The sequence below is a fragment of the Maribacter halichondriae genome, assembly GCF_027474825.1.
In the GTDB taxonomy this organism is placed as follows: Bacteria; Bacteroidota; Bacteroidia; order Flavobacteriales; family Flavobacteriaceae; genus Meishania; species Meishania halichondriae.
Genome location: NZ_CP107030.1, coordinates 3,985,700 through 4,009,484, shown reverse-complemented (window position 1 = coordinate 4,009,484; position 23,785 = coordinate 3,985,700). Strand labels below are relative to the sequence as shown.

Annotated in this window: 31 protein-coding genes and 1 pseudogene; all 32 read left to right on the top strand. The window is 41.5% G+C overall.

Annotation, left to right across the window (positions count from 1 at the left end; translation table 11 throughout):
- The first annotated feature begins 81 nt into the window (after positions 1-81).
- The 32 genes and pseudogenes from N8A86_RS18760 (at position 82) to N8A86_RS18615 (ending at position 23,783) form a co-directional block, all read left to right on the top strand.
- Positions 82-888, top strand: coding sequence for a DUF1853 family protein (locus N8A86_RS18760; RefSeq protein ID WP_273566762.1), 807 nt, complete (start codon positions 82-84; stop codon positions 886-888).
- 135 nt (positions 889-1,023) lie between these two features.
- On the top strand, positions 1,024-2,223 hold the full coding sequence (locus tag N8A86_RS18755; RefSeq protein WP_273566761.1) for a DUF418 domain-containing protein: 1,200 nt from the start codon (positions 1,024-1,026) through the stop codon (positions 2,221-2,223).
- A gap of 130 nt (positions 2,224-2,353) precedes the next feature.
- Positions 2,354-2,818: a nuclear transport factor 2 family protein gene (locus N8A86_RS18750; RefSeq protein ID WP_273566760.1), complete on the top strand. Its 465-nt coding sequence runs from the start codon at positions 2,354-2,356 to the stop codon at positions 2,816-2,818.
- A 487-nt stretch (positions 2,819-3,305) separates the two neighbouring features.
- A complete protein-coding gene (locus N8A86_RS18745; protein ID WP_273566759.1) occupies positions 3,306-3,866 on the top strand; it encodes a beta-L-arabinofuranosidase domain-containing protein in 561 nt (186 codons plus the stop codon).
- Positions 3,836-4,573 (top strand): annotated as a pseudogene (locus tag N8A86_RS21785) (glycoside hydrolase family 127 protein); the annotation flags it as partial. The gene N8A86_RS18745 and the pseudogene N8A86_RS21785, both read left to right, overlap by 31 nt.
- Before the next feature lie 66 nt (positions 4,574-4,639).
- Entirely contained in the window at positions 4,640-5,119 is a 480-nt protein-coding gene (locus tag N8A86_RS21780) for a glycoside hydrolase family 127 protein (protein ID WP_337251817.1), read from the top strand.
- The gene (locus tag N8A86_RS18735; RefSeq protein ID WP_273566757.1) at positions 5,113-5,274 is read left to right on the top strand and encodes a hypothetical protein; all 162 of its coding nucleotides are present in this window, start codon (positions 5,113-5,115) and stop codon (positions 5,272-5,274) included. The genes N8A86_RS21780 and N8A86_RS18735 overlap by 7 nt, the downstream gene beginning before the upstream one ends.
- A 4-nt stretch (positions 5,275-5,278) precedes the next feature.
- On the top strand, positions 5,279-6,991 hold the full coding sequence (locus N8A86_RS18730; RefSeq protein ID WP_273566756.1) for an arylsulfatase: 1,713 nt from the start codon (positions 5,279-5,281) through the stop codon (positions 6,989-6,991).
- 172 nt (positions 6,992-7,163) lie between these two features.
- The gene (locus tag N8A86_RS18725; RefSeq protein WP_273566755.1) at positions 7,164-8,120 is read left to right on the top strand and encodes an amidohydrolase family protein; all 957 of its coding nucleotides are present in this window, start codon (positions 7,164-7,166) and stop codon (positions 8,118-8,120) included.
- Positions 8,121-8,410: 290 nt separating this feature from the next.
- Positions 8,411-8,968 (top strand): REP-associated tyrosine transposase, encoded by a 558-nt coding sequence (locus N8A86_RS18720; RefSeq protein WP_273566754.1) that lies wholly within the window; start codon positions 8,411-8,413, stop codon positions 8,966-8,968.
- Positions 8,969-9,105: 137 nt separating this feature from the next.
- Positions 9,106-9,330: a hypothetical protein gene (locus tag N8A86_RS18715; RefSeq protein ID WP_273566753.1), complete on the top strand. Its 225-nt coding sequence runs from the start codon at positions 9,106-9,108 to the stop codon at positions 9,328-9,330.
- Positions 9,331-9,563: 233 nt separating this feature from the next.
- On the top strand, positions 9,564-10,433 hold the full coding sequence (locus N8A86_RS18710; RefSeq protein WP_273566752.1) for a GNAT family N-acetyltransferase: 870 nt from the start codon (positions 9,564-9,566) through the stop codon (positions 10,431-10,433).
- A 262-nt stretch (positions 10,434-10,695) separates the two neighbouring features.
- Positions 10,696-11,817 carry an FG-GAP repeat domain-containing protein gene (locus N8A86_RS18705; RefSeq protein WP_273566751.1) on the top strand — a complete coding sequence of 374 codons (1,122 nt, stop codon included), beginning with the start codon at positions 10,696-10,698 and terminating at the stop codon, positions 11,815-11,817.
- A gap of 16 nt (positions 11,818-11,833) precedes the next feature.
- Positions 11,834-12,793: an MBL fold metallo-hydrolase gene (locus N8A86_RS18700; RefSeq protein WP_273566750.1), complete on the top strand. Its 960-nt coding sequence runs from the start codon at positions 11,834-11,836 to the stop codon at positions 12,791-12,793.
- 205 nt (positions 12,794-12,998) lie between these two features.
- A complete protein-coding gene (locus N8A86_RS18695; protein ID WP_273566749.1) occupies positions 12,999-13,769 on the top strand; it encodes an SDR family NAD(P)-dependent oxidoreductase in 771 nt (256 codons plus the stop codon).
- A gap of 97 nt (positions 13,770-13,866) precedes the next feature.
- The gene (locus N8A86_RS18690; protein ID WP_273566748.1) at positions 13,867-14,070 is read left to right on the top strand and encodes a hypothetical protein; all 204 of its coding nucleotides are present in this window, start codon (positions 13,867-13,869) and stop codon (positions 14,068-14,070) included.
- Positions 13,995-14,816, top strand: a complete 822-nt coding sequence (locus N8A86_RS18685) for an NAD(P)-dependent alcohol dehydrogenase (RefSeq protein WP_273566747.1) — start codon at positions 13,995-13,997, stop codon at positions 14,814-14,816. Before N8A86_RS18690 ends, N8A86_RS18685 begins: the two co-directional genes overlap by 76 nt.
- Before the next feature lie 140 nt (positions 14,817-14,956).
- Positions 14,957-15,205, top strand: coding sequence for a DUF998 domain-containing protein (locus N8A86_RS22095; protein WP_430682209.1), 249 nt, complete (start codon positions 14,957-14,959; stop codon positions 15,203-15,205).
- Positions 15,181-15,579: a DUF998 domain-containing protein gene (locus tag N8A86_RS18680; RefSeq protein ID WP_273566746.1), complete on the top strand. Its 399-nt coding sequence runs from the start codon at positions 15,181-15,183 to the stop codon at positions 15,577-15,579. Before N8A86_RS22095 ends, N8A86_RS18680 begins: the two co-directional genes overlap by 25 nt.
- A gap of 151 nt (positions 15,580-15,730) precedes the next feature.
- Complete coding sequence (locus tag N8A86_RS18675; protein WP_273569120.1) at positions 15,731-16,108, top strand: hypothetical protein; 378 nt, start codon at positions 15,731-15,733, stop codon at positions 16,106-16,108.
- Positions 16,099-16,575, top strand: coding sequence for a hypothetical protein (locus tag N8A86_RS18670; protein WP_337251666.1), 477 nt, complete (start codon positions 16,099-16,101; stop codon positions 16,573-16,575). Before N8A86_RS18675 ends, N8A86_RS18670 begins: the two co-directional genes overlap by 10 nt.
- Before the next feature lie 146 nt (positions 16,576-16,721).
- The gene (locus N8A86_RS18665; RefSeq protein WP_273566745.1) at positions 16,722-17,066 is read left to right on the top strand and encodes a hypothetical protein; all 345 of its coding nucleotides are present in this window, start codon (positions 16,722-16,724) and stop codon (positions 17,064-17,066) included.
- On the top strand, positions 17,024-17,539 hold the full coding sequence (locus N8A86_RS18660; protein ID WP_273566744.1) for a hypothetical protein: 516 nt from the start codon (positions 17,024-17,026) through the stop codon (positions 17,537-17,539). Before N8A86_RS18665 ends, N8A86_RS18660 begins: the two co-directional genes overlap by 43 nt.
- 216 nt (positions 17,540-17,755) lie before the next feature.
- Positions 17,756-18,343, top strand: coding sequence for a nuclear transport factor 2 family protein (locus N8A86_RS18655; RefSeq protein WP_273566743.1), 588 nt, complete (start codon positions 17,756-17,758; stop codon positions 18,341-18,343).
- Positions 18,344-18,591: 248 nt separating this feature from the next.
- Entirely contained in the window at positions 18,592-18,888 is a 297-nt protein-coding gene (locus tag N8A86_RS18650) for a bestrophin family protein (RefSeq protein ID WP_273566742.1), read from the top strand.
- Positions 18,836-19,648 (top strand): bestrophin family protein, encoded by an 813-nt coding sequence (locus tag N8A86_RS18645; RefSeq protein WP_273566741.1) that lies wholly within the window; start codon positions 18,836-18,838, stop codon positions 19,646-19,648. The genes N8A86_RS18650 and N8A86_RS18645 overlap by 53 nt, the downstream gene beginning before the upstream one ends.
- 186 nt (positions 19,649-19,834) lie before the next feature.
- Positions 19,835-20,374: an RNA polymerase sigma factor gene (locus N8A86_RS18640; protein WP_273566740.1), complete on the top strand. Its 540-nt coding sequence runs from the start codon at positions 19,835-19,837 to the stop codon at positions 20,372-20,374.
- Positions 20,374-20,913: a hypothetical protein gene (locus N8A86_RS18635; RefSeq protein WP_273566739.1), complete on the top strand. Its 540-nt coding sequence runs from the start codon at positions 20,374-20,376 to the stop codon at positions 20,911-20,913. Before N8A86_RS18640 ends, N8A86_RS18635 begins: the two co-directional genes overlap by 1 nt.
- Complete coding sequence (locus N8A86_RS18630) at positions 20,888-21,985, top strand: hypothetical protein (protein ID WP_273566738.1); 1,098 nt, start codon at positions 20,888-20,890, stop codon at positions 21,983-21,985. Before N8A86_RS18635 ends, N8A86_RS18630 begins: the two co-directional genes overlap by 26 nt.
- Before the next feature lie 134 nt (positions 21,986-22,119).
- Complete coding sequence (locus N8A86_RS18625) at positions 22,120-22,797, top strand: hypothetical protein (protein WP_273566737.1); 678 nt, start codon at positions 22,120-22,122, stop codon at positions 22,795-22,797.
- Between the two features lie 13 nt (positions 22,798-22,810).
- Positions 22,811-23,005 (top strand): hypothetical protein, encoded by a 195-nt coding sequence (locus N8A86_RS18620; protein WP_273566736.1) that lies wholly within the window; start codon positions 22,811-22,813, stop codon positions 23,003-23,005.
- 52 nt (positions 23,006-23,057) lie between these two features.
- The gene (locus tag N8A86_RS18615; RefSeq protein WP_273566735.1) at positions 23,058-23,783 is read left to right on the top strand and encodes a head GIN domain-containing protein; all 726 of its coding nucleotides are present in this window, start codon (positions 23,058-23,060) and stop codon (positions 23,781-23,783) included.
- The last annotated feature ends 2 nt before the right edge of the window (positions 23,784-23,785 follow it).

Sequence of the window (23,785 nt, the reverse complement as noted above, 5' to 3'; positions counted from 1 at the left end):
AGAAGTACGAGGTTTTTACTTCGTTTAAGCCTTTGACTTTGTACTTTGTACCTCGTACCTTTTCGCATTCGAAACTTTTTAATGGCATTAAAACAACATAGCGCATTTCTAACTACTCCTCCCTTATGGACCAATACCCAATTCGGCATACAACAGTTCGATTTTCCTGAAATGGATTTGACGGGTTTTAAAGCGGAACCGATTCCAATGAAAATTCGCTTAGGACACCAAATGGAATACGTATTCAAGCAATTGATAGCACATTCGGGGAAGTATGAAGTTTTGTTACATAACCTTCCGATCAAAAAGGACAACAGAACCATCGGGGAAATCGATTTTATCTTGCGGGAGGTGCTGACCGAGAAACGCATCCATGTAGAATTGACCTATAAATTCTATATCATCGATCCAGAGATTTCTGAGCCCATCCATCGCTTAATGGGGCCGAACAAACGCGATATGTTCTTTACCAAGATAGAAAAAATAAAGAACGAACAGTTTGAACTCTTACATTCGGAAGAAGGGGCTAAAGCCCTTTATGACAAAGAAATAGAACATTCCGAAATCGAACACGAAGCTTGCTACAAAGCACAGTTGTTCATTCCGTATGGAAGTACTTTAGCGAATATCAGACCACTGAATAAAAATTGTATCTGTGGCCACTGGTTGCGATTTGATGAATTTAATAGCAATGAATTTAAATCCCACCAATTTTATATTCCCTATAAATCGGAATGGGTCATGGCACCACACGCAGCAGTCCATTGGTCTTCGCATCATGAAACCCTGTTGGAAGTCAATCTCAGCATGCACATGGAAAATGCCCCCATGGTCTGGATGAAAAAATCGGAAACCGAATTTGAGAAATTCTTTGTCGTATTCTGGTAGAACGAGGCATAGGGTTATAGGTTCGTCGTTTTATTTTTTGACAACTTCGCACCCCGTATTCTGTACTTCGTACCTTTAACTGTAACATCGGTGTATCAGCGAACGTCTATTAACCATCAACTTCAATCAACGAACATGTCAAAAACAGCAACTGAACGAATCGAAATCATCGATGCCCTTCGTGGGTTTGCCCTCGCCGGAATCTTAATTTGCCATATGGTCGAGCAGTATATCGGTGCCTTGGCCCCTCCCAGCTTTTATGAAGCGACTAGTTCGGGCATTGCCGATCAAGTGGTGAATGCCTTTATCGGAATCTTTCTAAGGGGGAAATTCATCGCCCTGTTCTCCTTTCTGTTCGGACTTAGTTTTTTTATTCAAATGGACCGGGGTGCCCAAAAAGGGGTCGCTTTTGGTGGCCGGTTCCTTTGGCGCTTGTTGTTACTCTTGCTCATAGGGTATGTGCATAGCCTTTTTTACCGAGGGGATATTCTGACCATCTATGCCATGTTGGGCATTTTTCTCATTCCCTTTTATAAAATGGAGAACAAATGGGTTTTGGGGTTTTCGGCCTTGTTGTTCCTAGGCCTTGGGCGGTATGTTATATTTTACTTGACCGGTGACGACCATCTCTTTTTGGATGTCGACCCCACGGACCAAGAGGCACCCCGTGTGCTCGAATATTACAACACCCTTAAAAATGGGTCTCTTTGGGAGGTTTTTGCCACGAATGCGTGGGACGGCCATCTTGATAAAATGAATTATCAATACGGCATTTTCGGACGTGGCTATTTTACCTTCGCGTTCTTTTTAGTGGGCCTGTACCTTGGCCGTTCCGGCTTTTTCAAACGTTTTAAGGAAGATAAAAAGCTGACCCAAAAGATATTGCTGTGGTCCAGTATCTTGTTGGTCGTTTCTATAGGCATTACCGCCGGGGCGTTTATCAGTTTAGGCCCAGAAGTCAAAATGGACAATTGGGTAGCTATGGTCGGACTTACGGGAATGGACTTGGTCAATACAGCGATGACCTTGATCTATATCGCCCTTTTTGTCATGCTGTACCGAAAAACAAAACCTGAAAAATGGCTGGCCAAATTAGCCCCCTATGGCAGAATGGCCTTGACGAACTATGTGATGCAGAGCATTGTCGGTACGGCTTTGCTCTTTGGCTGGGGATTGGGCTACCTCGGGGAAATACCCAATCGATACACCTTTTTAATTGCCATCGTCGTGATCCTGCTGCAAGTTTGGACCAGTAAACTCTGGCTCCACTACTTTTACTACGGCCCGTTGGAATGGCTCTGGCGCAGCCTTACTTTTTCAAGGTTTTTCCAATGAAGAAAAAGGCAGAAGCACGAGCTTAGCGGTACGAAGTCTACCCAATAAGTTGTTCAACAAGGGTAACCCTAACTTTTTTTGATTACTCGGACCGATATCGTAATTTTAGAAAGAACCAATACAAAGGAAAATGAAAGTATTTCTAAAGCTATGCGCAGTGGCCGCTTTTTTATTTTTGTCACCGCCTGCCTTGGGTCAGGATGCATCGATGACTTCGGATGAAAAATCAGTTCATGGGGCCATTCAAGATTATGTGGATGCGCTGTACAAGGTCGAACCCGCTAAAATCGAACGAAGCGTCGACCCTACCCTGCGAAAGATTGGCTATTGGTACGACCCAGATTCAAAAGCATATAATGATAACCTTTCGATGACCTACCAACAATTGTACGACCTCGCCGGTTCATGGAACAAAGACGGGGACCGGGTCACGGCCGATTCTCCACAAGAAATAACCCTGTACGAGGTCAACGATAAAACCGCAACAGGAAAACTTACCGCCGAATGGGGCATTGACCTGTTTCATCTGGCCAAAGTAGATGATCAATGGAAAATCATGAATATCATTTGGCAAAGTCCACCCAAGAATAAATAAAATGTACAATTCAAAACATCTAAGTACGAGCTAAGAACCGCGAAATCTCCTTTTAAACCTTGTACTTATTACCTCATATTTCTAACCTCGCGCCGCTTACCGTATAGTTGTTTTGAGCCATGCCCCAGGCACAAATAAAAATAAGGCCCACGTAAGCCCTATTGTAAAACGAATTGGAATAGCCCTCGTATTTTTAATTTGCATTTTTTGATCGATTTGTTGCCACAGGTAGAGACAGCGGCAAAAGTAAAAGGTTGCACCAACCGACTCTTTTATTTGTGAAAAGTTTATCATTCAACGACAACTATGATTGTCGATCGTTGCAACCGCCGTTAGAATTTGTCCAGACAGCTAGCGAGATTGAGTTTGAGTTTTGAACCAAAGTTCTTTACTTTTAGAAAGTTGAGATTTTTTATAGTCGTGAAGTGCACTAATTTTTTTTACACCTCTCAAATTGGAAATTGATTTTAATTAAATAGATTTAGCTATGAACACTTCAGTTGTAAAATCGCTACTAATAGCATGCTTCGTCATTATGATTTCGTGCAAGGAAAAGGAAAAGGAAGTCGCTCCTGAAACGGCAGCGATTTCAAAAACAAATCTCGACTACCCTATTCAACCCGTTCCCTTTACCTCGGTATCCATCCAGGATAATTTTTGGTCTCCGCGAATAGAGACCAACCGTAAAGTGACTATTCCCTATAACTTTCAAAAATGTGAGGAAACCGGAAGGCTATCCAATTTTGCCATAGCCGGAGGTTTGGAAGAAGGTGAATTTGAGGGTATCTATTTTAACGATTCCGATGTTTTTAAGGTCATTGAAGGCGCTAGTTATTCGCTACAGGTACATGAAGACCCCAAACTCAAATTATTTTTAGATGACTTGATCGCCAAAATTGCAGCTGCCCAAGAAGATGATGGCTATCTGTATACCAACCGAACGATCGACCCTTCAAAAGCCGCCGATGGCGGTGGGGAAAAAGATGGACCAATCTCAAAACCTTTCATGAATTATATAATGTGGGGCATTTGTATGAGGCTGCAGTAGCACATTTTCAAGCGACAGGCGAACGTTCATTATTAGATGTCGCGCTCAAAAATGCCGACCTCATTGATCAAGTATTCGGTCCCGGTAAAAATATGGGGGTGCCAGGGCATCAAGAAATCGAAATAGGACTGGTGAAATTGTACCGCACCACTGGAGAAATAAAATATTTGGATCTTGCCAAATTCTTTGTAGATCAAAGAGGTAATGGAGAGGGTCATAATTTGGTCGATGGCGAATACGCCGGAAAATACCAACAAGACCACTTGCCCCTGGCCCAACAAGATGAAGCAGTCGGGCACTCGGTACGCGCAGGTTATTTTTATTCTGGTGCTACCGATGTGGCTGCATTAACAGGTGAAACTGCTTATGATGAGGCGCTAGACAAGATATGGGAAGATATCATACATCAAAAAATCTACCTTACCGGTGGTATTGGTGCCGAACCAAAGCATGAAGGTTTCGGCCCTGATTACGAGCTTCCGAATGCTACGGCCTATACCGAAACCTGTGCCGCCATAGCCCTGATGCTATGGAACCACCGGATGTTCTTAAAAAGTGGCAACGTAAAATATATGGATGTTTTCGAACGCACTTTGTACAACGGTTTTCTTTCCGGGGTTTCTTTTGAAGGCAATACTTTCTTTTATCCGAATCCACTAGAAACGGATGGGGTCGGGAAATTCAATCAAGGGGTTTGTGGTCGCTCTGCTTGGTTCGATTGTTCATGCTGCCCAGTGAACGTTGTACGAATTTTACCTTCGCTTCCGGGCTATATGTATGCCACCAAGGGTAACGAAGTCTATGTAAATCTGTATATCAGCAATACCACCGAAATACTTTTGAAAAATAAAACGCTGCAACTTTCCCAAAAGACCGATTACCCTTGGGATGGAAAGGTGGAAATTGACGTATTAAATAATGAACCTATCGACGCGACAATCAAATTAAGAGTACCAGGATGGGCCAGAAATGAAGTTATGGATGGGGATCTGTATCGTTATATGGACAAAGAAAATCCTGCTATTCAACTTTCTGTAAACGGGGAAAGTAAAAACGTTTCCGTCGAAGATGGCTACATCACTTTGCAAAATCAAAGTTGGAAACAAAACGACAAGATTGTTATTGCATTCGAGATGCCTATTCGAAAAGTAATTAGCCATGAACTGGTTGCCGCCAACATAGGTAAAATGGCTTTGGAAAGAGGCCCTTGGTCTACTGTGCTGAAGAAATCGACAACCCCAAAGGTGTGTTAGCTATCAAAGTGCCCAAAGACGAACAATTCCAATATTCCTTTGATTCAAATCTCTTGGGCGGTTTGGGTAAAATCGAAAGCAAAACGCTTAAAGCCATCCCCTACTACGCTTGGGCACACAGGGAAATGGGCGAAATGGCGGTTTGGTTAAATTAAATGCATGAAAAGATTCTATCCTTTTTTACTGATTCCTATTCTAATAGTGTTTCTGAATTGTGGCACATCCAAAGAACCTGAAAAAGAAATAGTAGTCCCTCCGAACATCGTACTCATTATGGGAGACGATATGGGTTATTCAGATATTGGCAGTTATGGCGGCGAGATACGCACACCGCGATTGGATGAACTTGCTTCAAACGGACTGCGATTTACACAATTCTACAATACCGCACGTTGCTGCCCGACACGCGCCTCTTTGCTTACGGGCTTGTATCCGCAACAGGCAGGGGTCGGTCATATGGTCGACGACAGGGGAACACCTGCCTTTCGTGGTGATTTGAGCAAGAATGCGGTCACCATTGCCGAAGCTTTAAAAGGCGCTGGCTATTCAACCTACATGTCAGGCAAGTGGCATGTAACCCCTTATGTCATTGAAAATCCTGACAAGCACAATTGGCCCAGACAAAGAGGTTTTGATCAATTCTTCGGAATGATTTCGGGTGCAGGCAGCTTGTACGATCCCCGTTCCTTGACTTTGGACAATGAATATGTTGCGCCGCGTGACGATTTTTATTGCACGACCGATTTCACCGATTATGCCGTGGAACGTATCAATGAACATGCAACCGACAATCCCTTTTTTCTTTATTTGTCGTATACCGCCGCTCATTGGCCCATGCACGCACCCAAAGAAGCCATCGACAAATACAAAGGGCATTATGATCAAGGGTGGGACGAAGTTCGAAAAAATAGATTCGAACGCATGAAAGAACTTGGCCTAGCAAAAGATGAATGGCAATTGACGCCTCGAGATTCTTTTGTAGCGCCTTGGTCAAATGATATTGCCGACCGGGAATGGGAACTCGCCAATATGGAAACCTATGCCGCCATGACCACGCTCATGGACGAAGGTATCGGTCGTGTCGTTGATGCGTTAAAAGCCAAGGGACAATTGGAAAATACCTTGATCATTTACCTTCAAGATAACGGCGCTTGTGCCGAAGAACTGGACTGGGTCACCGACCGCCCTGACGAAAAGGACCTTACCCCGATGGCTCCGGGTGCCATACAAACAGAAATGGTGCCTACGATTACCAGGGATGGTAAACCTGTAAAGTTAATGCGCGAAGCATGGCCCGGCCCACCGGAAGGCTATACCGCTTACGGGCTGAATTGGGCCAACGCGAGTAACACCCCCTTTCGTGAGTACAAACATTGGGTGCATGAAGGGGGAATAGCCTCGCCTTTGATCGTGCATTGGCCTGCTAAAATCGACCCCGAAGTCGCTGGAGGGGAATTTCGTACCGAGCCCGCCCATCTGATAGATATCATGGCCACCGCTGTCGAAGTCGGGGGTGGTAGTTACCCAAAGAACTTTGACGGTAATCAAATACAACCCATGGAGGGCAAGAGTCTCGTGGCTGCCTTTGACCAAAAAGATTTGGAACGGGAGGCTATTTTTTGGGAACATGAGGGCAACCGTGCCGTGCGCATGGGCAAATGGAAGTTGGTCTCGAATGCCAGTAAAAAACAATCTTTTCTGTGGGATAAAGTTGATGAACTGGAACGCTCCAATTGGGAGCTTTTTGATATGGAAAAAGACCGTACTGAAATGAACGACATAGCCGCCAACCATCAAGATCTGGTTACAAAAATGGCCGACATGTGGTTGCGCTGGGGCAAACGAACCGGTATTGTGCCACGGCCAAATTAAAGGATGATGCTCCTTAAACTTTTATTGCGAAAACTGTTGTTAAAAAACTATGGATAATTGATGTTACGTAGGGTTTTTTCAGCTGATTACAAAATGTTAAATTTGTAGGGATTTTATAATAGAGATATAGTTAATAACTATATCCATTTGTTATGGGCAAAACAAGAAGATTATGAAAGCAATAAAAAACATACTATTATTTCAATTAATATTATTAGTCTCGTGTACAAGCCAAAACAGAAAAACAGAGAAAAATCTGGCTGCAGAAGGCTCCACATCCTATTCTGGACCTATAATAGATATGCATTGTCATGCATTTGATCAAATGTTTTTTGGAGGTCAAGACTATACAAATCCTTTAACAGGTAAGACCTATAAAGCTTCTTCTACTATAGATTCGTTGAGAATTGAAACATTAGCAAAGTATAAAGAACACAATGTTGTAAAAGCCATGGTAAGTCAAGGCGAGCTTTGGTTTGATCATGCTCCAGAAAAAATTATAATTGGGAACAGCCATCGCTATTCCGTCGAAGAACTTAGGGAGCGATTTAAAATTGGAAAACTTAAAGTGATTGGTGAAGTAGCTCCTAATTACCAGGGAATATTACCAACAGATGAAAGTCTAACCCAGTATTTTGATTTAGCTGTAGAATTAGATATCCCAATTGGATATCACATGTTTCCAGGAGGCCCACCCGGAGGTGCTTATTTTGCTTATCCTAGAACCAGGGCTTTTCAAGGTAAACCGCTACAGTTTGAAGAGATACTATTTGATCGACCAAATCTAAAAATATATATTATGCACGCTGCCTGGCCATATCTTGAAGATTTGAAAGCTTTAATGTATGCACATCCGCAAATATATGTTGGACTCGGTGCAATTTGTTGGGCTTTACCTAAAAAAGAGTTTCAGTCCTACGTAAAGGGATTAGTTGATGCTGGATTTGGTAAACGTATTATGTTTGGAACAGATCAAATGATGTGGGTGGAGACTATTTCAGATGGTATCGAAGCCCTAAATTCAGCAGACTTTTTATCAGTTGACCAAAAAGCTGATATTTTCTATAATAATGCTGCCAGATTTCTTGAATTATCAGAGGAAGAGACTAAAAGGCATAAGCAAGAATAATTTGAAGTTCAGCCCATAATCGAGTAGACGGGTGACGACCTAAAAGCCGCCACTACGGCTCTCACCCACTAAGCGTACGGGTCCCCTGCTCCCGCTAGTCTCTGACTAGTGGCATACCGAGTAAGAAAGAAAGTGATCTTAGAAACAATACGGTTTTAAATTTACCTTGTCCGCAATCACTCGTACGGCCACCAGTTGCAAACTGGCGGTAGCGACCATTAGGAAGTAAAATTACTTCAAAAACAAGAACACGAAATAATCATTACTGCCTAGCTTCTTATCTTTAGGCGATGAGCAGAAATTACAAGTTCCATAACAAGGTTGGCGCTTACTTTGTATCGTTTGCCACGGTTTATTGGATAGATGTTTTTACACGACAAGACTATTTCAAAATATTGGCCGATAGCATTACCTACTGCAGAGCCGAAAAAGCTATGGAGGTCTATGCTTATTGCTTTATGCCCAGCCATGTTCATTTAATCATTCGTTCTGCCAATGAGGACCCAGCTGGGTTACTGCGTGATTTCAAAAAATATACTGCCAAACAACTATTGAAGGCTATTGAAGAAAATCCTCAAGAAAGCAGAAAAGAATGGCTATTACGAGCGTTTGAAAAAGCAGCCAAAAAGAAAAGCAACGTCTCAAAAAGGCAGTTCTGGCAGCATCATAACCAACCTATTGAATTGTGGAGCACAAAGGTCATTAAACAGAAAATTGATTACATCCATAACAATCCTGTCATACCTGGTTTCGTAACCACACCCACGGAATGGAAATACAGTAGTGCCCGAAACTTTGCCGATGACCATATGGTTTTGGAAATAGATGATATTGGGTTTTTAGGTTAAATCACACATTACGCATCGCTACCACCAGCCTGTAACGAGTAACCCAAACGAGTATTCAACAGAAAGAAGAATGAAGTACGAATATTCCAGAGATATCTCATCACAACTTTGGTATCTTGCATAAATAAATTTGTAGTATGAAATTAAACTTATTGTCATGCGATGCCCTACGGCCAGACCGACGAGCGATAGCCAACTGTATTACAGAGCTTTCAATTCATGGTAATGCATCTTTGTCAAATGAACTTACCGCTATACTTTTAGAAGGAGATGCTGTTGACATTCAAGTGGATGATAAAAATTATGGTTCTGCCTTACGAGCCTTGCGAAAACTAAGCATTGATTACGAAATTATAGAATAAATCAAATTACTAGTAAGAATTATTTACACTCCCCCGCTCCCGCTAGTCTGTGACTAGTGGCGTACCGAGTAAGAACAAAGTGAAGACCGCAGCGGTATAGAAGCAACGGTAGGATTTTAAATTTAACGCTTTCAGCCTCTAACGGCCACCAGTTGCACCTGTCCGCCTTTGGAGGAAACTGGTGGTAGCAGTAGCGAAGAAGGCTACAAATAAGCCGTGTTAATTATGTTTAATTGAGAAAATCTGAAATGGAAATAAAAACTTTAGAAGGAATAGATTTAAAAGAGATTTTGAAAATTTTTAATGACTCTTTTTCTGACTATTTTGTTCCTTTTAAACTAACGGAGGAACAACTAACCTCAAAAATGTTGGTTGATAAAACTGACCTTAGCTTATCTATCGGTGTTTTTGAAAACGGAAAATTGATTGCATTCATTTTGCACGGATTTGATACGATTAATAACCAAAATGTGATATACAACGGAGGAACAGGAGTTATTCCTGAGAAAAGAGGTTTGGGGTTAACAAAGCAAATGTATCTTTTCATTCTGCCGCTTTTAGCAAAAAAAGGAATAAACAAACTAATGCTTGAAGTCATTTCCGAGAATATTCAAGCTATAAAATCTTATGATAAATTTGGCTTTAAAGTTAAAAGGGAACTATTGTGTTATAAGGGAGAAGTTGAGGTGTCTAACCCAAATAACAATATAGAAATTAAGGAGTTACAGAACTACAACTGGGAACTGATGGAATCATTTTGGGATATTTATCCTACTTGGCAAAACTCAAAAAGCGTTGTCAATGAGCTAAAATATAACAATACTTCACTAGGTGCTTATATTGAAAATCAGTTGGTCGGTTATGTTATTTACAATCCAACAAACAAACGAATACAACAAATTGCCGTAAGTAAATATTTTAGAAAAAAGAGAATAGCTTCCACTCTAATTCTAGAATTGACAGAAAAATATGGAAATACGCTTTCAATAATTAATGTAGATAAAAGGTCGAACGTTGTAAACGATTTTTTCAATAAAATAGGACTCGAAAATAATCTTGAACAATTAGAAATGGAATTCGAATTGAATAAAAACTACAACTAATATCCTCCCCCCGCTAGCGCGAGCATCTTTATGCTCGTGCCGTCAAGAGTAAGCCAATTACGGCCAGTAATAAAAATTGGGAAAGAACCATGATAGCAATGTGGTTGTTTTTGTATTTTTAGAATCCATGAGCAGGAAATACAAACCTGCCTGCCATGCCTACAGCAGGTAAACCGGTAGGAAAAACCAATCCGCCAACTGGCTGACGCTATGTGCCTTAACGAACATTTTGACCAACTATTTAATAATGATTACATGCTATATGGGAACTAAAACTAGTGTCGCAGCCTTCGTTTTTGTCTATGCTTTTCACTATGGTTTTACACAAGAACATGAAATGCTATCCAATGGGCGTCTTATTTTGGGCACCTATGAAGAACGCACGGCATCGGTTGCTGCCGGGGATATTGATGACGATGGCGATATGGATATTATTGTAGCCAATGGAAGACATTGGCCGGGTCAGAATCGAATTTTCATCAATGATGGCAGAGGGATTTTCACTGTGGAAATGAATCTAGGTAATCAAAGGGCAACAACCTACGCCGCTGAATTGGCAGATCTTGATAACGATGGTGATCTTGACATAGCAGTAGGAAACGACATGGCTCCCAATTATATTTATAAAAATGATGGTAGAGGCAATTTTTCAATGAGTTCATCCTTCGGGATAGCATATGCCCCTACGAGAAACTTAACATTGGCCGATCTCGATCAAGATGGCGATATCGACATACTTATAACAAATAGAGGTCGTGCCAATGAAATTTGTTTGAACAATGGGGAAGGAATTTTTTCGACCAACATGCCTTTTGGAAATGAAAAGGATTCAACCATAGATGTAGCCATTGCAGATATGAACAACGATGGCCATCTTGATTTGATTTTGGCAAATCGTGATTCACAATCAAATTATATTTATTTGAACAACAGTATGCTTGATTTTTCTAAAAAGATCTCTTTCGGAACGGGTAGCGATAATACGCGCTCTGTAAGTGTTTCCGATTTGAATAATGACGGCTTACCCGATATTGTTGTTGCCAACATTGAGGAACCGAACGTAATTTACTTTGGAAACAACACAGCGCCCTATGAAACTTCCGTCATCTTTGATTCCTCTACATCGGAAAGTTATGCTGTTGCTGTCGCCGATCTCGATTTGGATAATGACTTGGATATCATCATAGGAAATTCCGATAGCCCCAATACCGTCTTTTGGAATTTAGGGAATGGCCAAAATTGGACAAGTTCCATATTGTCCAATGAAGAATTTCAAACGTATGATATAATTACCGCTGATTTAAATAATGATGGCTTGATCGATATTGTTGAAGCCAACTCAGATGCTATTAATCGTTACTATTTTAATCAAAAAAAGAAATAATATAAAACCAACCAACATGTGCATCTTTTCCTTTATTGAACGTATCTCCTTCAGCAAAAGCCAACTAGTTAAACTAGTTTGTTCTTTTGTTTTACTAATATCCCTGATTACAAATGCCCAAACAGATCCTATAAAATTAAAATATCTTGGAACCGCAGGTTGGGAAATAACAGATGGTGATATTACCGTATTGATCGATCCATATATCTCGCGTTTCAAACTCGGTTCCGGTCCCGGCATAAGTCCTGATGATAAACGAGCAACTGTTGAACGATCGGATATTGCAGTTTCGGACACCACCTCTATTGATAGTCTAATTACCAAAGCTGACTTTATTTTGGTTCATCATTCCCACTTTGACCATCTTGCCGATGTACCCTATATTGCTAAAAAAACCGGGGCAAAAGTTATTGGCACCGAAACAACCTGCAATATTTTGCGCGGATATGGAATTCCAAAGGAGCAATTATATCCCGTAAAAGGAGGAGAAGATTATCAATTCAATAATTTTTCCGTAAAAGTTATTCCTTCCATTCATTCCGCATTAGATGAAAAACATTACATCGATAATAGGGTTTATAGCGAAATACCTGAAGTTCCGCTTAAAGTTTCTGAATTTATAGAAGGTGGATCACTTATGTTTCTTGCCCGATTTTCGAACCATCAAATATTAACTATGGGTTCGATGAACTTCGTTGAACGGGAACTACAAGGTCTTACACCTGATATCCTTTTGGCCGGTGTTAATCGTTCACAACTTGGTCTCTATAAATATAACGAACGTCTTCTTGCAATTACAAATTACCCTAAGGTGATCATTCCTACGCATTGGGACAATTTTAGACTGCCCTACGGATTTTCACAACAAACCGGTATTGAAAATAAGCTAATTCCATTTCAAAAAGATATAGAAACCCTTTCGCCAGAAACAAAGGTCATTATTGCCAAACATTTGGAAACAATAACCATAAATTGAAGGACAAAATTCTAATCCTTATTTTTTTATATTGAATACAAATACAACCCCTTGGGTGGCGTACATTGCAAGGCGTTGGGAACAATATGAAAATACGTGTCTTGTTATATTATATTTGTAAATGACTTCAAAATAAAAGGATGTCGTCCATCAAGACACGTATTGATGCCACTACGTCTATCAACACTAATACTATAGGAATACCATGAAAAAAAATAACAAGTTAATAGGAAAAAACGTGCTCATCACGGCTGGCGCTCAGGGAATCGGCGAATCGATCACGAGACACTTTATCGATAGCGGAGCCAACGTTGCGATCCACTATTTTTCCAGTACCGATACCGCGAACGAATTGACGGAATACGCAACCAGCAAAGGTCAAAAAGCGGTTGCCATAGCTGGTGACCTAACAAAAGAAGCCGATGCGAATTCACTGGTTGAAAAAACGGTTGAAGCGCTAGGTGGTTTTGACATACTGATTAACAACGCAGGCTCCCTCGTTGCGCGTAAAATGCTGAGTGAAATGGAAGCCGAGTTCTGGCACAAGGTAATGGACATTAACCTCACATCCATGATGTTCGTGACGCGTGCCGCAGCTCCTTACCTAGCAGAAAATGACCACAGCAGTATAGTTAATTTGGCATCGCTTGCTGGGCGTAAAGGTGGTCATCCAGGGTCTCTAGTTTATTCTACCAGTAAAGGAGCTATTCTAACATTCACCCGAGCCCTATCTGCCGAATTGGGGCCTCATGGCACAAGGGTCAACGCCGTTGCTCCAGGCCTTATCCTTGGAACTTCATTTCACAACACGCATACCACAAAAGAATCGGCGGCCGCAACAACGGCCGGCATTCCGATCCAACGAGCAGGTAATGCAGATGACGTAGCGCGAGCGGTTTTATATCTGGCGTCTGAATACGACGGTTTTATAACCGGTGCCACGCTCGACATCAATGGGGGCGTTTATAATATGTAATTTCCCGCTACCGCTAGTCTCCTCCTGCACCACTAAATGAGGTTTTGGCGGGTAGGTGTGACTAGTGGCGTACCGAGTGAGAATAAAACAAAGCATTATGAAAGCCTTTACCAAATCAAAATACGGCGGACCAGAAGTACTGCAACTGGAAGAAGTCGCAAAAGCCATTATCAAATCGGATCACATTTTGGTCGAGGTCAAGGCGAATTCGGCCAACCCTGCCGATTGGCATATCCTAAGGGGAAAACCTTTTTTGCACGATTCTCGTTTGGCCTGTTTAAACCCAAGGATAAAATTCTAGGGGCCGATTTTTCGGGTATTGTCGAAGCGGTAGGCAATAACGTGACCGATTTCAAGGTCGGTGACCGAGTCTTTGGGGAGTCCCTTCAAGGCGGTGCTTTTGCAGAATATATTTGTGCTCCTGCCCATGCCTGCGCCATTATGCCCGAAGAAGCTAATTTTACAGAAATGGCTTGTGTTCCCATAGCGGGATTGACCGCTCTACAGGCCCTTACGACGCATGGAAAACTCAAAACAGGGGAGTCGGTCTTTATCAATGGATCTTCTGGCGGTGTCGGGCATTTTGCGGTTCAGATTGCAAAAGCGCATGGTGCCAAGGTCACGGCAATTTGTTCCAGCAAAAGTGTTGACTTCGTAAAAGCAGTGGGTGCCGATAAGGTATTGGCCTATGACCAACATGACATACATCAACATCAGGGAGCCTACGATTTAGTCGTGGATACCCACGGCAATCTTTCGTATGATGACTACAAGCGTTTTGGGCAACGAGGCGTGATGGTCGGCTTTACGACCATGGGGCATATGTTTTCAGTCCTCCTCAAAAAAGCATTTGGTAAATTCAATCTGACCCAATTCACGGCCCAAGCCAATACGGCGGATTTGGAAACATTGGCATCCTTGATACAAAAGGGCAAAATCAAAGTGTATATTGAAAAGACTTATCCGTACGAGAAAATTCCGGAAGCCATAGGTTATATCGAGGCCATGCACACGAAAGGAAAAGTAGCCATGGTTTGGAAAGAGTAATAAGAACTTTAATTTCTTTAGTCTTTGGAAGAGGGAAACCGAAGCACTGAAAAGGTATTGCCTAAATTTCAGTTGTATTTTTCGTAATTTAAACCACTCCCCCACTAATTGTTGCTTCTAACATTTGAAACAATGAAGAAATTAGCTGTCTTAGGTGGTATTGCGGGGCCGATTCTTTTACCATCGCGGTAATCGTAAGCGCAAGTTTGCGAACGGACTATGACCATCTGCACAATTTCATCAGCGAACTTGGCGCAACTGAAACAGCAAATGAATCCCTAATGAATTTTTTTGGATTTGTACCTTCGGGATTGCTAATCGATCTGTTCGGCCTCTCGTTATTTTTGCTTCTTCCAAAAAAGCAATGCCAAAAATTGGCGCGCTCTTGATTACGGTTTTCGGACTTGGCATGGCCGTCGCCGGTCTTTTTTCATGTGATGCAGGTTGTCCGCCGAACGGCTCTACGGAGTCCATCATTCATGACAGGGTTTCGGCGATCACTTTTGTTTCAGCCATTGTCGGCATTATTTTATTGGGTTTTTCATTTCGAAAAATAAATCAGTATCAAGCCCTAGCGTGGTATTCGATTGTTTCGGGAATCATTTCCGCGGTACTCTTGATCCTAATGATCAGTTCATTCGAGTCGAAGAACTTAACAGGGCTCTGGCAGCGACTGCTTCTACTTTCAATTTTCATATGGATCTGCCTAGTTGCTCTTCGGACGTATAGAGGATATGAACAGTTCAAGACCTTTCGTGATTAACTTAGCCAAACTAGGGTCTCTGTGAAAAGCCGAGAAGTCATAGAAAACTCTTCTCGCCCCAAATTGCTAATTTTCGGTAATTAGGTAACCAAAGCCCAAAATACCTCGTCATACAAGTGGTATACTATTCCAGCACCTAAAAATCACTTCAATGACCAAAACGACTTTATTCAAATCTATAACATTCTGTACCTTACTGATTTTCTCGACCGCAGCTTCGTTGCCGATAATCGATTACAATCCAAATGGAATCATTCGCCACGATACCGAATTGGCAAAATATAGGGAGCTTGGCAATCGACCCGAATTCAATTGTGTTGGCCCCTATTCTGAATCCGTAGAAAGTACCGATTACGCAGTCGGGGTCTTAATAGCGCCGAATTGGGTGTTGACCGCACAACACTTTGTGCAAGACACTTCTTTTGGAAATTCGGAGATACCTTTTACAAAACCAAACGAATCATCAAACATCCCGAGATTAAACCCGATGCCGAAGAAACCCAATGGAACGGCTGGGATATGGCCCTGATAGAACTTGATGAACCTGTTCAGGACATGGTACCTGCCAAACGTTATTATGGCAATAAAGAATTGGGGCAGACAATCACTAAAATCGGATATGGGTTTATCGGAAACGGCAAAACTGGCATGGACGACCCAAGAAAACAAGAAAAACTAGGCGGGCAAAATGTCGTAGATGCCATCGGCGGCACATTTGAAAATAGGGAATTCAGTACCAATGTTATGGTCTGTGATTTCGATAGCCCCGACACTCCGGAGTTCAACCATTTTGGTTCTCCCATTCCCCTTGAACTTGAAATCGGGGGCTCGAAAGGAGATAGCGGTGGGGGCGTATTTATGGAAGTTGATGGACAAATGGTATTTGTGGGAATCGTGTCCGGGGCATTGAACCGAGAAATCAAATACGGGGCGGTCATGGCTTTGGTTAGGGTATCTAGGGCCAACGAATGGATTGATTCGGTTATTGTGGAGTAGCAATTAAGTTACGCCGGGGGGAACTCAGGCTATCATTGGCTTCGGGCCAATAAAGGATATCTTTCCAAATCCAATGTTTTGACTATATTTATGCTGGGGTAAGCGCGGTTATAAAGACCCTAGCTGCGCTTAAAAGTCCTTACCGCTTGAATATTGAACTAAATATCAACAAGAATTTAAAAGACCAATTTCAGCAGTATTTTAAGCTGCAGGAAGTTGAGGGGGAATATTTTCTACACCCCTCTATTGCCGGAGGTCAGCCCATGGTCTTTGTGGACTTTCCAGGGCAAATGGAGTTTTACCACTTCAGAAAATCATATTTCAAAATTCCCATTCACATGAAATCGATTAATCCGGTCGATTCAGAATGGTTTTTAATCCATATCAATCTCTCAAAAGCCCCACAGCAAAAAAAGTTGGAGATCGATCTATCGAATTTCAAAAACATTTGCCTATCGGCCTTTTGCTCTATGGAACTTCGCTCGAAATAGACACCAAGTTACCCGTAAATGCAGAAATGGAATTGGTATCCGTTCATTTTCATCGTTCCTTTTTGAACACCTATTTTAAAGATTGGCAAAACAGTATCGATATCAATAAAAATCTGGTCTATGAAGACTTGGACTACCAATTGGAATATGCTTTGTATAAAGCCTTATCAACCATCCGAAATAAAATAGAATGCCATGCCAACGTGCTGCATTTTATGTATCTTTTTTTTGAAAAAATAAGTTCACATTCCCGAATAAAACAACATGAACACCTACATTCCGAGGATGTGAAAAATTTGTTCAAGACATCGGTACATCTTAGAAATCCCTTGGCAACCAATACCCCTACTATTCAAGAACTCGCTATAATAGCGAATATGGGCGTTACCAAGTTCAAAACTTCGTTCAAACAACTCTTCGGTAGTGCGCCCTTTCAATACCGTAATAAAATCAGAATGGAATTTGCCCGTTAATTGATCATTGCAAAGACTAAAACCCCGACCGAAATAAGTTACGATTTGGGGTATGCACACCCCTCAAATTTTACAGCCGCCTACTAAAAATACTTCGGAGAGCTACCTTCTTCACAGCCCTGATATTTTCGTCTTCCAGCACTAACAAAGCGACTTTTGGCATTATACCAGAAGTAACTCGAGGTATTATCTTGATTGAAATTAAATCCGTTTAAAATGAAAGATATCTCTGTCTTAATCCTCGTCGTTCAATTTTCGATTTGTTCATTTTCACAAGAGCAACGTCTAATAGAAGAGAATCAAACCGAAATCAATAAAGAAATCGCGCGAAACTTCTATCGCGATCTGTGGTTCACTAACAATACGGACAACTACACAAAATATGTTGCGGATGAATATATCGTACATGACATAGGAGACAGAAAAGGAGTAAAGGAACAGGCTATCGAGCAAAAGAAAATAGCCGATTTCTTTTGGGAAAATGGGGACTTCGACTCTAAAATCGACTATCAAATTGCTGAAGGAGATTTCGTTGCCACACGATGGACAGGATCTTTTAAGGCCACTACACTATTCGGCCGCATCGCTTTGGAAACCAAAGAACCCATCAGCATAATCAACGTGTTTCGCATCAAGAATGGAAGAATAGTCGAGTTTTGGAACCATCGACATGATATTGAAACTCCGCGAACGCTAAAGTTTATGATTAAGGGCCTCTTTATCGGTCTACTCATTGCCTTACTTCCCACCGCGGTGTCTTTAAAGTTGAGAAGAAAACTACGAAATATCAGTAAAAGGTATTAAATGTAAAAGGTATTAAATAATGATATTGGGTGCAATAACTATTTGAGAACCTGATACCTCTTATATTAAATTTTATACTTAATATCTGAATTACGCTGTTTCTCGTATTCCTTCCATCCTTTTAGCTTAAAGAGCAATAAATGGTCTCCTTTACATGCCCTCGGAAAGCGTTGACCAATTTCATTATATTTACATGTACCTAGTTTAAATACGCTTGGTACGCCACAATCCGCTAAACCAAAAAGAATATGTACACAGGTAAAGTATATCGCCCATGGGCAATGGCAAAATGGACGCGCTTCGAAACGATTATGTTCATCCTGATTATAAGTATATGGGTCGCTATCTATTATTTTTTGGATATGGCTTGGTTTCGCATTCCATGGACACCCATGGCCTTGATCGGTACAGCGGTGGCCTTCGTTATCGGTTTTCAAAACAATGCGGTGTACGACCGTATTTGGGAGGCGCGAAAAAATATGGGGAGGAATCGTGAACACCTCACGCACGTTTGGGGTCTTTGTGCAAGACATGCTTACCAATGAATATACCGAGGAAAATGTATCTGCGGCTATGCTACAACAAGAAATAAAGGCATTGACATACCGCCATATCGCGTGGATGACCGCCTTGCGTTATGCCATGCGTTCAAAAAGGGAATGGGAAACCACCAGTAACCACAGAACGAATACAGAATGGGGAATTCGGCCGCCTGAACATGATTCCCCTTTGGAAGATGAATTGAAGGAATATCTATCAGAAAGCGATGTGGAATATGCGATGGGCAAAGGCAACCACCAAACGGCGCTACTCTATTTACAATCGCATCATCTTCGAAGATTAAAGGAATCAGGTATTATTTGGGAATTTTCATTTTTGGAACTCGAAGGAATTATCAAAGAACTCTTTACCTTACAAGGACAGACCGAGCGCATCAAGAATTTCCCCTACCCCAGACAATATGCTTCGCTCAACCACTATTTTATGTGGCTTCTACTGTTGCTCCTGCCCATGGCCCTGATTCCCCAATTCATGGATATTGGAAAGGAAATTGCTCTTATTCATCCTGTTTTGGGTAAAAATTTTATATGGTTTACGATTCCCATTTATGTAGCGGTCGCCTGGATGTTCCATACCATGGAACGCATTGGCAGAACCGGGGAAAACCCATTTGAGGGCACTTCGAACGATGTTCCTATCGCTACCATTGCCCGAGGCATCGAGATCGATCTGCGACAAAACCTAGGAGAGGATAAAAATGAAATCCCCGCTCAGTTTTCATCGAAGTACAAGGTGCAGTTTTAATGTCATATTGTAAGGTATTAATTCATACCGTATTGTCAAATACGTCGTAGCCTATATTTCGTACCTCTTACTTCTAACCTCTTACCTTTTATCTCTTACTTCGCACTTTTTTTCGCCTTTAATGCAACCTTCCTAACTTCGTATTGTCTTTTACTTTAAACGACCGCTAAATACGAGATAATCTCATTGGAAACCAACATCCGTTTTACGCATCAGGCACTTGTAGAAAAATGCAAGACCGGCCATAGCAGCTCGCAATACCAGTTGTATTCGCTCTATGTCGATGCCATGTACAATATTGGTATGCGGATGTTGGGAAATAAGGAGGATGCAGAGGATATCGTACAGGAGAGTTTTGTATCGGCCTTTAAAAATTTAGGCGGTTTCAATTACGAAAGTACGTTCGGGGCCTGGTTAAAGCGGATCGTCATCAACAAGAGTATCAATTATTTAAAAGTAAAACGGGTTCCGGTCGTACCGATGGAAGATCATGAATTCCACTTGCACGAGGAGCCTCCTGAACAAACGGAAGCCGTCGATATCAAAAAAGTGAAGATCGGCATCGAAAAACTTCCGACTGGCTATAAACAAATTTTGAACCTGTACCTGATCGAAGGTTACGACCATAATGAAATCGGGGAAGTATTAGGGATTTCGACATCTACATCCAAATCACAATACCACAGGGCAAAGAAAAAATTACTTGAAATCATAAACGAATTGTAATGGACAATTTCGAAAAATACATACGGGAAAACGCAGCGAAGTTCGACAAGCACAAGGCCGACAAAGAAAAAATGTGGGCGAACATCGCGGGAGAACTGAAGACCGAGGCCCCTAAAGTGATTCCTATTTGGAGGTCGCCGATGTTGAGAGTGGCCGCTACCCTACTTATACTGTTAGGCATCGCAAGTTTTGTTGCGGTGCAAGTATTTGGGGCGACCAATGATGAAAGCCAATATGCGTCTAAAGAATTATTGGACATCGACATGCACTATAAAAATTTAGTCTCTTATCAAGTACAGTTGGTAAAGGATAATCCGAACCTGACGGAAGAAGATAAAGCCGAGTTTTTATCCTTTATGGACGAGCTCGATGCCGAATATGAGGAGTTGCGCTTAGAGATGCAAAAAAACCTTGATAACGAACAGGTGTTGGAAGCGATTGTTTCCAACTATAAACAGCGGATCGAACTCATCGAAAAGCTGTTGAAGCAGATAAACGATTCGAAAATACAAGATGAAGATTATGGATACACTTTGTAAAAAACTACTGTTGGCGGCGTTGACACTTGCACTAGGGCAAGGTCTTAGCGCACAAGAACAAGTATCTAAGAAGATAGAGAAGTCCTACAAAATGACCGATACGGGCGAACTGCATCTGGAAAATAAATATGGGAATATCGATCTCTATGGATGGGATAAAGATGAAGCTTCCGTGGTCATCAATATCACGGTCAACCATCGAAAAAAGGAGAATGCCGAAGATCTGTTAAAAAGGATCAGCCCCATGATTCAAGAAAGCGATAATTTTATTTCCATAAGCTATGAAATAAAAGAAAAGAGCAGCGGTTTTTTCGCCAACCTGTTCGATAAGGCGAATCCGTTTGATTTTAACCACAGTAATATTCAAATCGACTATACCGTTTATATGCCCACGAAGGCAGAATTGGAAGTGACCAACACCTTTGGGGATGTCATTATCGAAAGTTGGATAGGAAAACTAAAAGCGAAGGTGCAGCACGGAGATCTTTGGATCAACGAAACCTTGAACAAGGCAGATATCGAAGTGGAATACGGGAAGCTCAGGGCAAAGTCCATCAACTACGGAAATCTGACTTTAAAAAACGGCGACCTTGATATGGAGGATTCCAAAAGCCTACGGATCAATAGTAGCGGTACTGAAATGTCAATCAATAAAGTTACTTCGCTTGAATTCTATTCCAATAAAGATGAAGTTTCTATCTCAGAAGTCGGTACGATTTACGGAACCTTGAAATTCACGACTTTGGAGTTGAACCGCCTCAAAACCAGTGTCGATATGAACATGAGGGTAGCCGATTTCAGGGTTTCGGAAATCTTGGACCCAAATGCGGATATCGCCATCGAGCAAGAATCATCAGAGGTCAATCTGAACGTGACCGGGTTTTCCCACCGTTTCGAGGCCACTTTGGAAGAAGGACTTGTGCGCCTGCCGAAATCATTTGAGAACATCGATTCTAAAATGCTTGACAAGAGTAAAAAACTACGCGAAATCAAGGCTACCTATGGAAAAAGCAAAGCAGGAAATATTTCCGTAATTGGAAAGAAAGGGGTGGTACTACTCATAGAATTTTAATCCTTCTTGACTTAAATCAATGAAAAAAGCCACTAGAAACAATACCATCACATAAACTTTAATAATTTTTTTGATATGGGTGCAACTTTTTTACAAACTGTTTGTCTTTAAAATATCAATCAAAATCAAATAAAATGAAAAAAACAACACTCACTTATTTAATATTGGTTTTCGGGGCCTTGTTCTTCGTCAATGCGCAAGAAGAGCAATCAGATGAAGAAGTAGGGGATTATGTAGAATTCAATGATCGCAATAATGTTGTTCATGGGGTATATCTAGGCCTCAATTTTGCGTACGGGGAAATAGATAAGAAGGACACCTTTATGGGCGGACTAAAGATTGCCTATGTTGCCAACCAGCAGTTTGAAGTTGGTTTTTCGGGAAAGTTTCTTTATTCGGAACAAGGTATTTTTAAATCTGCGACGGAGCCCAACCAAGACCTTATCGGGGCGTATGGTGGGCTGCATTTAGAACCTATTCTTTTCAGTAAGTCCGCCGTAAACCTTTCTTTTCCTTTATTGATCGGAGCGGGAGCTGTGGGCTATGTGGACCGGACCGTTATTGACAGAAATGAGGAAGTAACCATCGATGAAAGCAACGGTGCTGTTCTCTTTGTTTTAGAACCTGGTGTAAGCGCCCTTTTCAATATCAACCGTTATTTGCAATTGGAGGCTGGAGTCAAATATAGATTTTCCAATAAAATCGACCTTTTCGAGAGTCCTGTTTCAAGAATCAACGGCTTTTCAGCAGGAGTCGGAATCAAAGTCGGTGTCTTTAATATGGGAAGAAACCGATATAAGAAGAAAATCTAAAAAGGTACAAATCATGAAAAATAAAGTTGTTTGGTTCGCAACACCTGAAAATACGATTCGAACGAAATATGTATTTGTCAAAGAAGAGCAGGTCTTTCTCAAAGAGGACTGCGAAAATTCGAATGTCATAGAAAAGCAAGAAGAAATATGGTATCCCATTAATTTCCAATGGATCCCGGTCGTCAGTATAGCAGATAAATTAAAATAAATCATATTCCATCAACACACCCGTTGAAGAACGGGTTCTAAAATCAATCAAAATGAAACAATCAAAAATTTTTATCGGACTCATCATCCTAAGTATAGGATTATTTACCTCTTGCGACCACGACACCATTCGGGCGTCGGGCGAAGTGACCTCTTTGGAATACTCCATTCCTGATTATTCGGAGTTGAAGATTTCCAACGCTTTTAATGCTTATGTTACGTTCTCGGATACGGAGGAAAGTATCCGTATCGAGGCCAACGACAATCTTCATGATAAGATTATCGTCAATCAAGAAGGTAATGCCTTGGTCATCCGCTTAAAGAAGTTCACTAGCGTTCGCGGCAATGCCACTCTGAACGCTTACATTGTCACCAAAAACATTTCCACATTTGATATTTCCGGAGCATCACGTTTGACCTTGGAAAATGAATGGGTCGAATCGGACGCCAGAATAGACCTTTCGGGAGCCTCCGATTTTACGGGCGAGGTAGTCGCTGAGCGTTTATATTTGGATATGGCAGGGGCTTCAAGTCTAGACCTTTTCGGAAAGGCAACTTTCCTAAATGCGAAGTTATCAGGCAGCAGTAATGTTCGAGATTACGATTTAGAGGTCGAAGACCTAAAAATTGAACTTTCAGGTGCTAGTGACGCATTTCTATCGGTTAACCGAACCATAGATGTCAGCGCTTCAGGAGCCAGTGTTTTAAATTACAAAGGAAATGCTACCATCAATAACAAAAAACTTTCAGGTTCGTCAGAAGTTAAGAACCAGAACTAGCT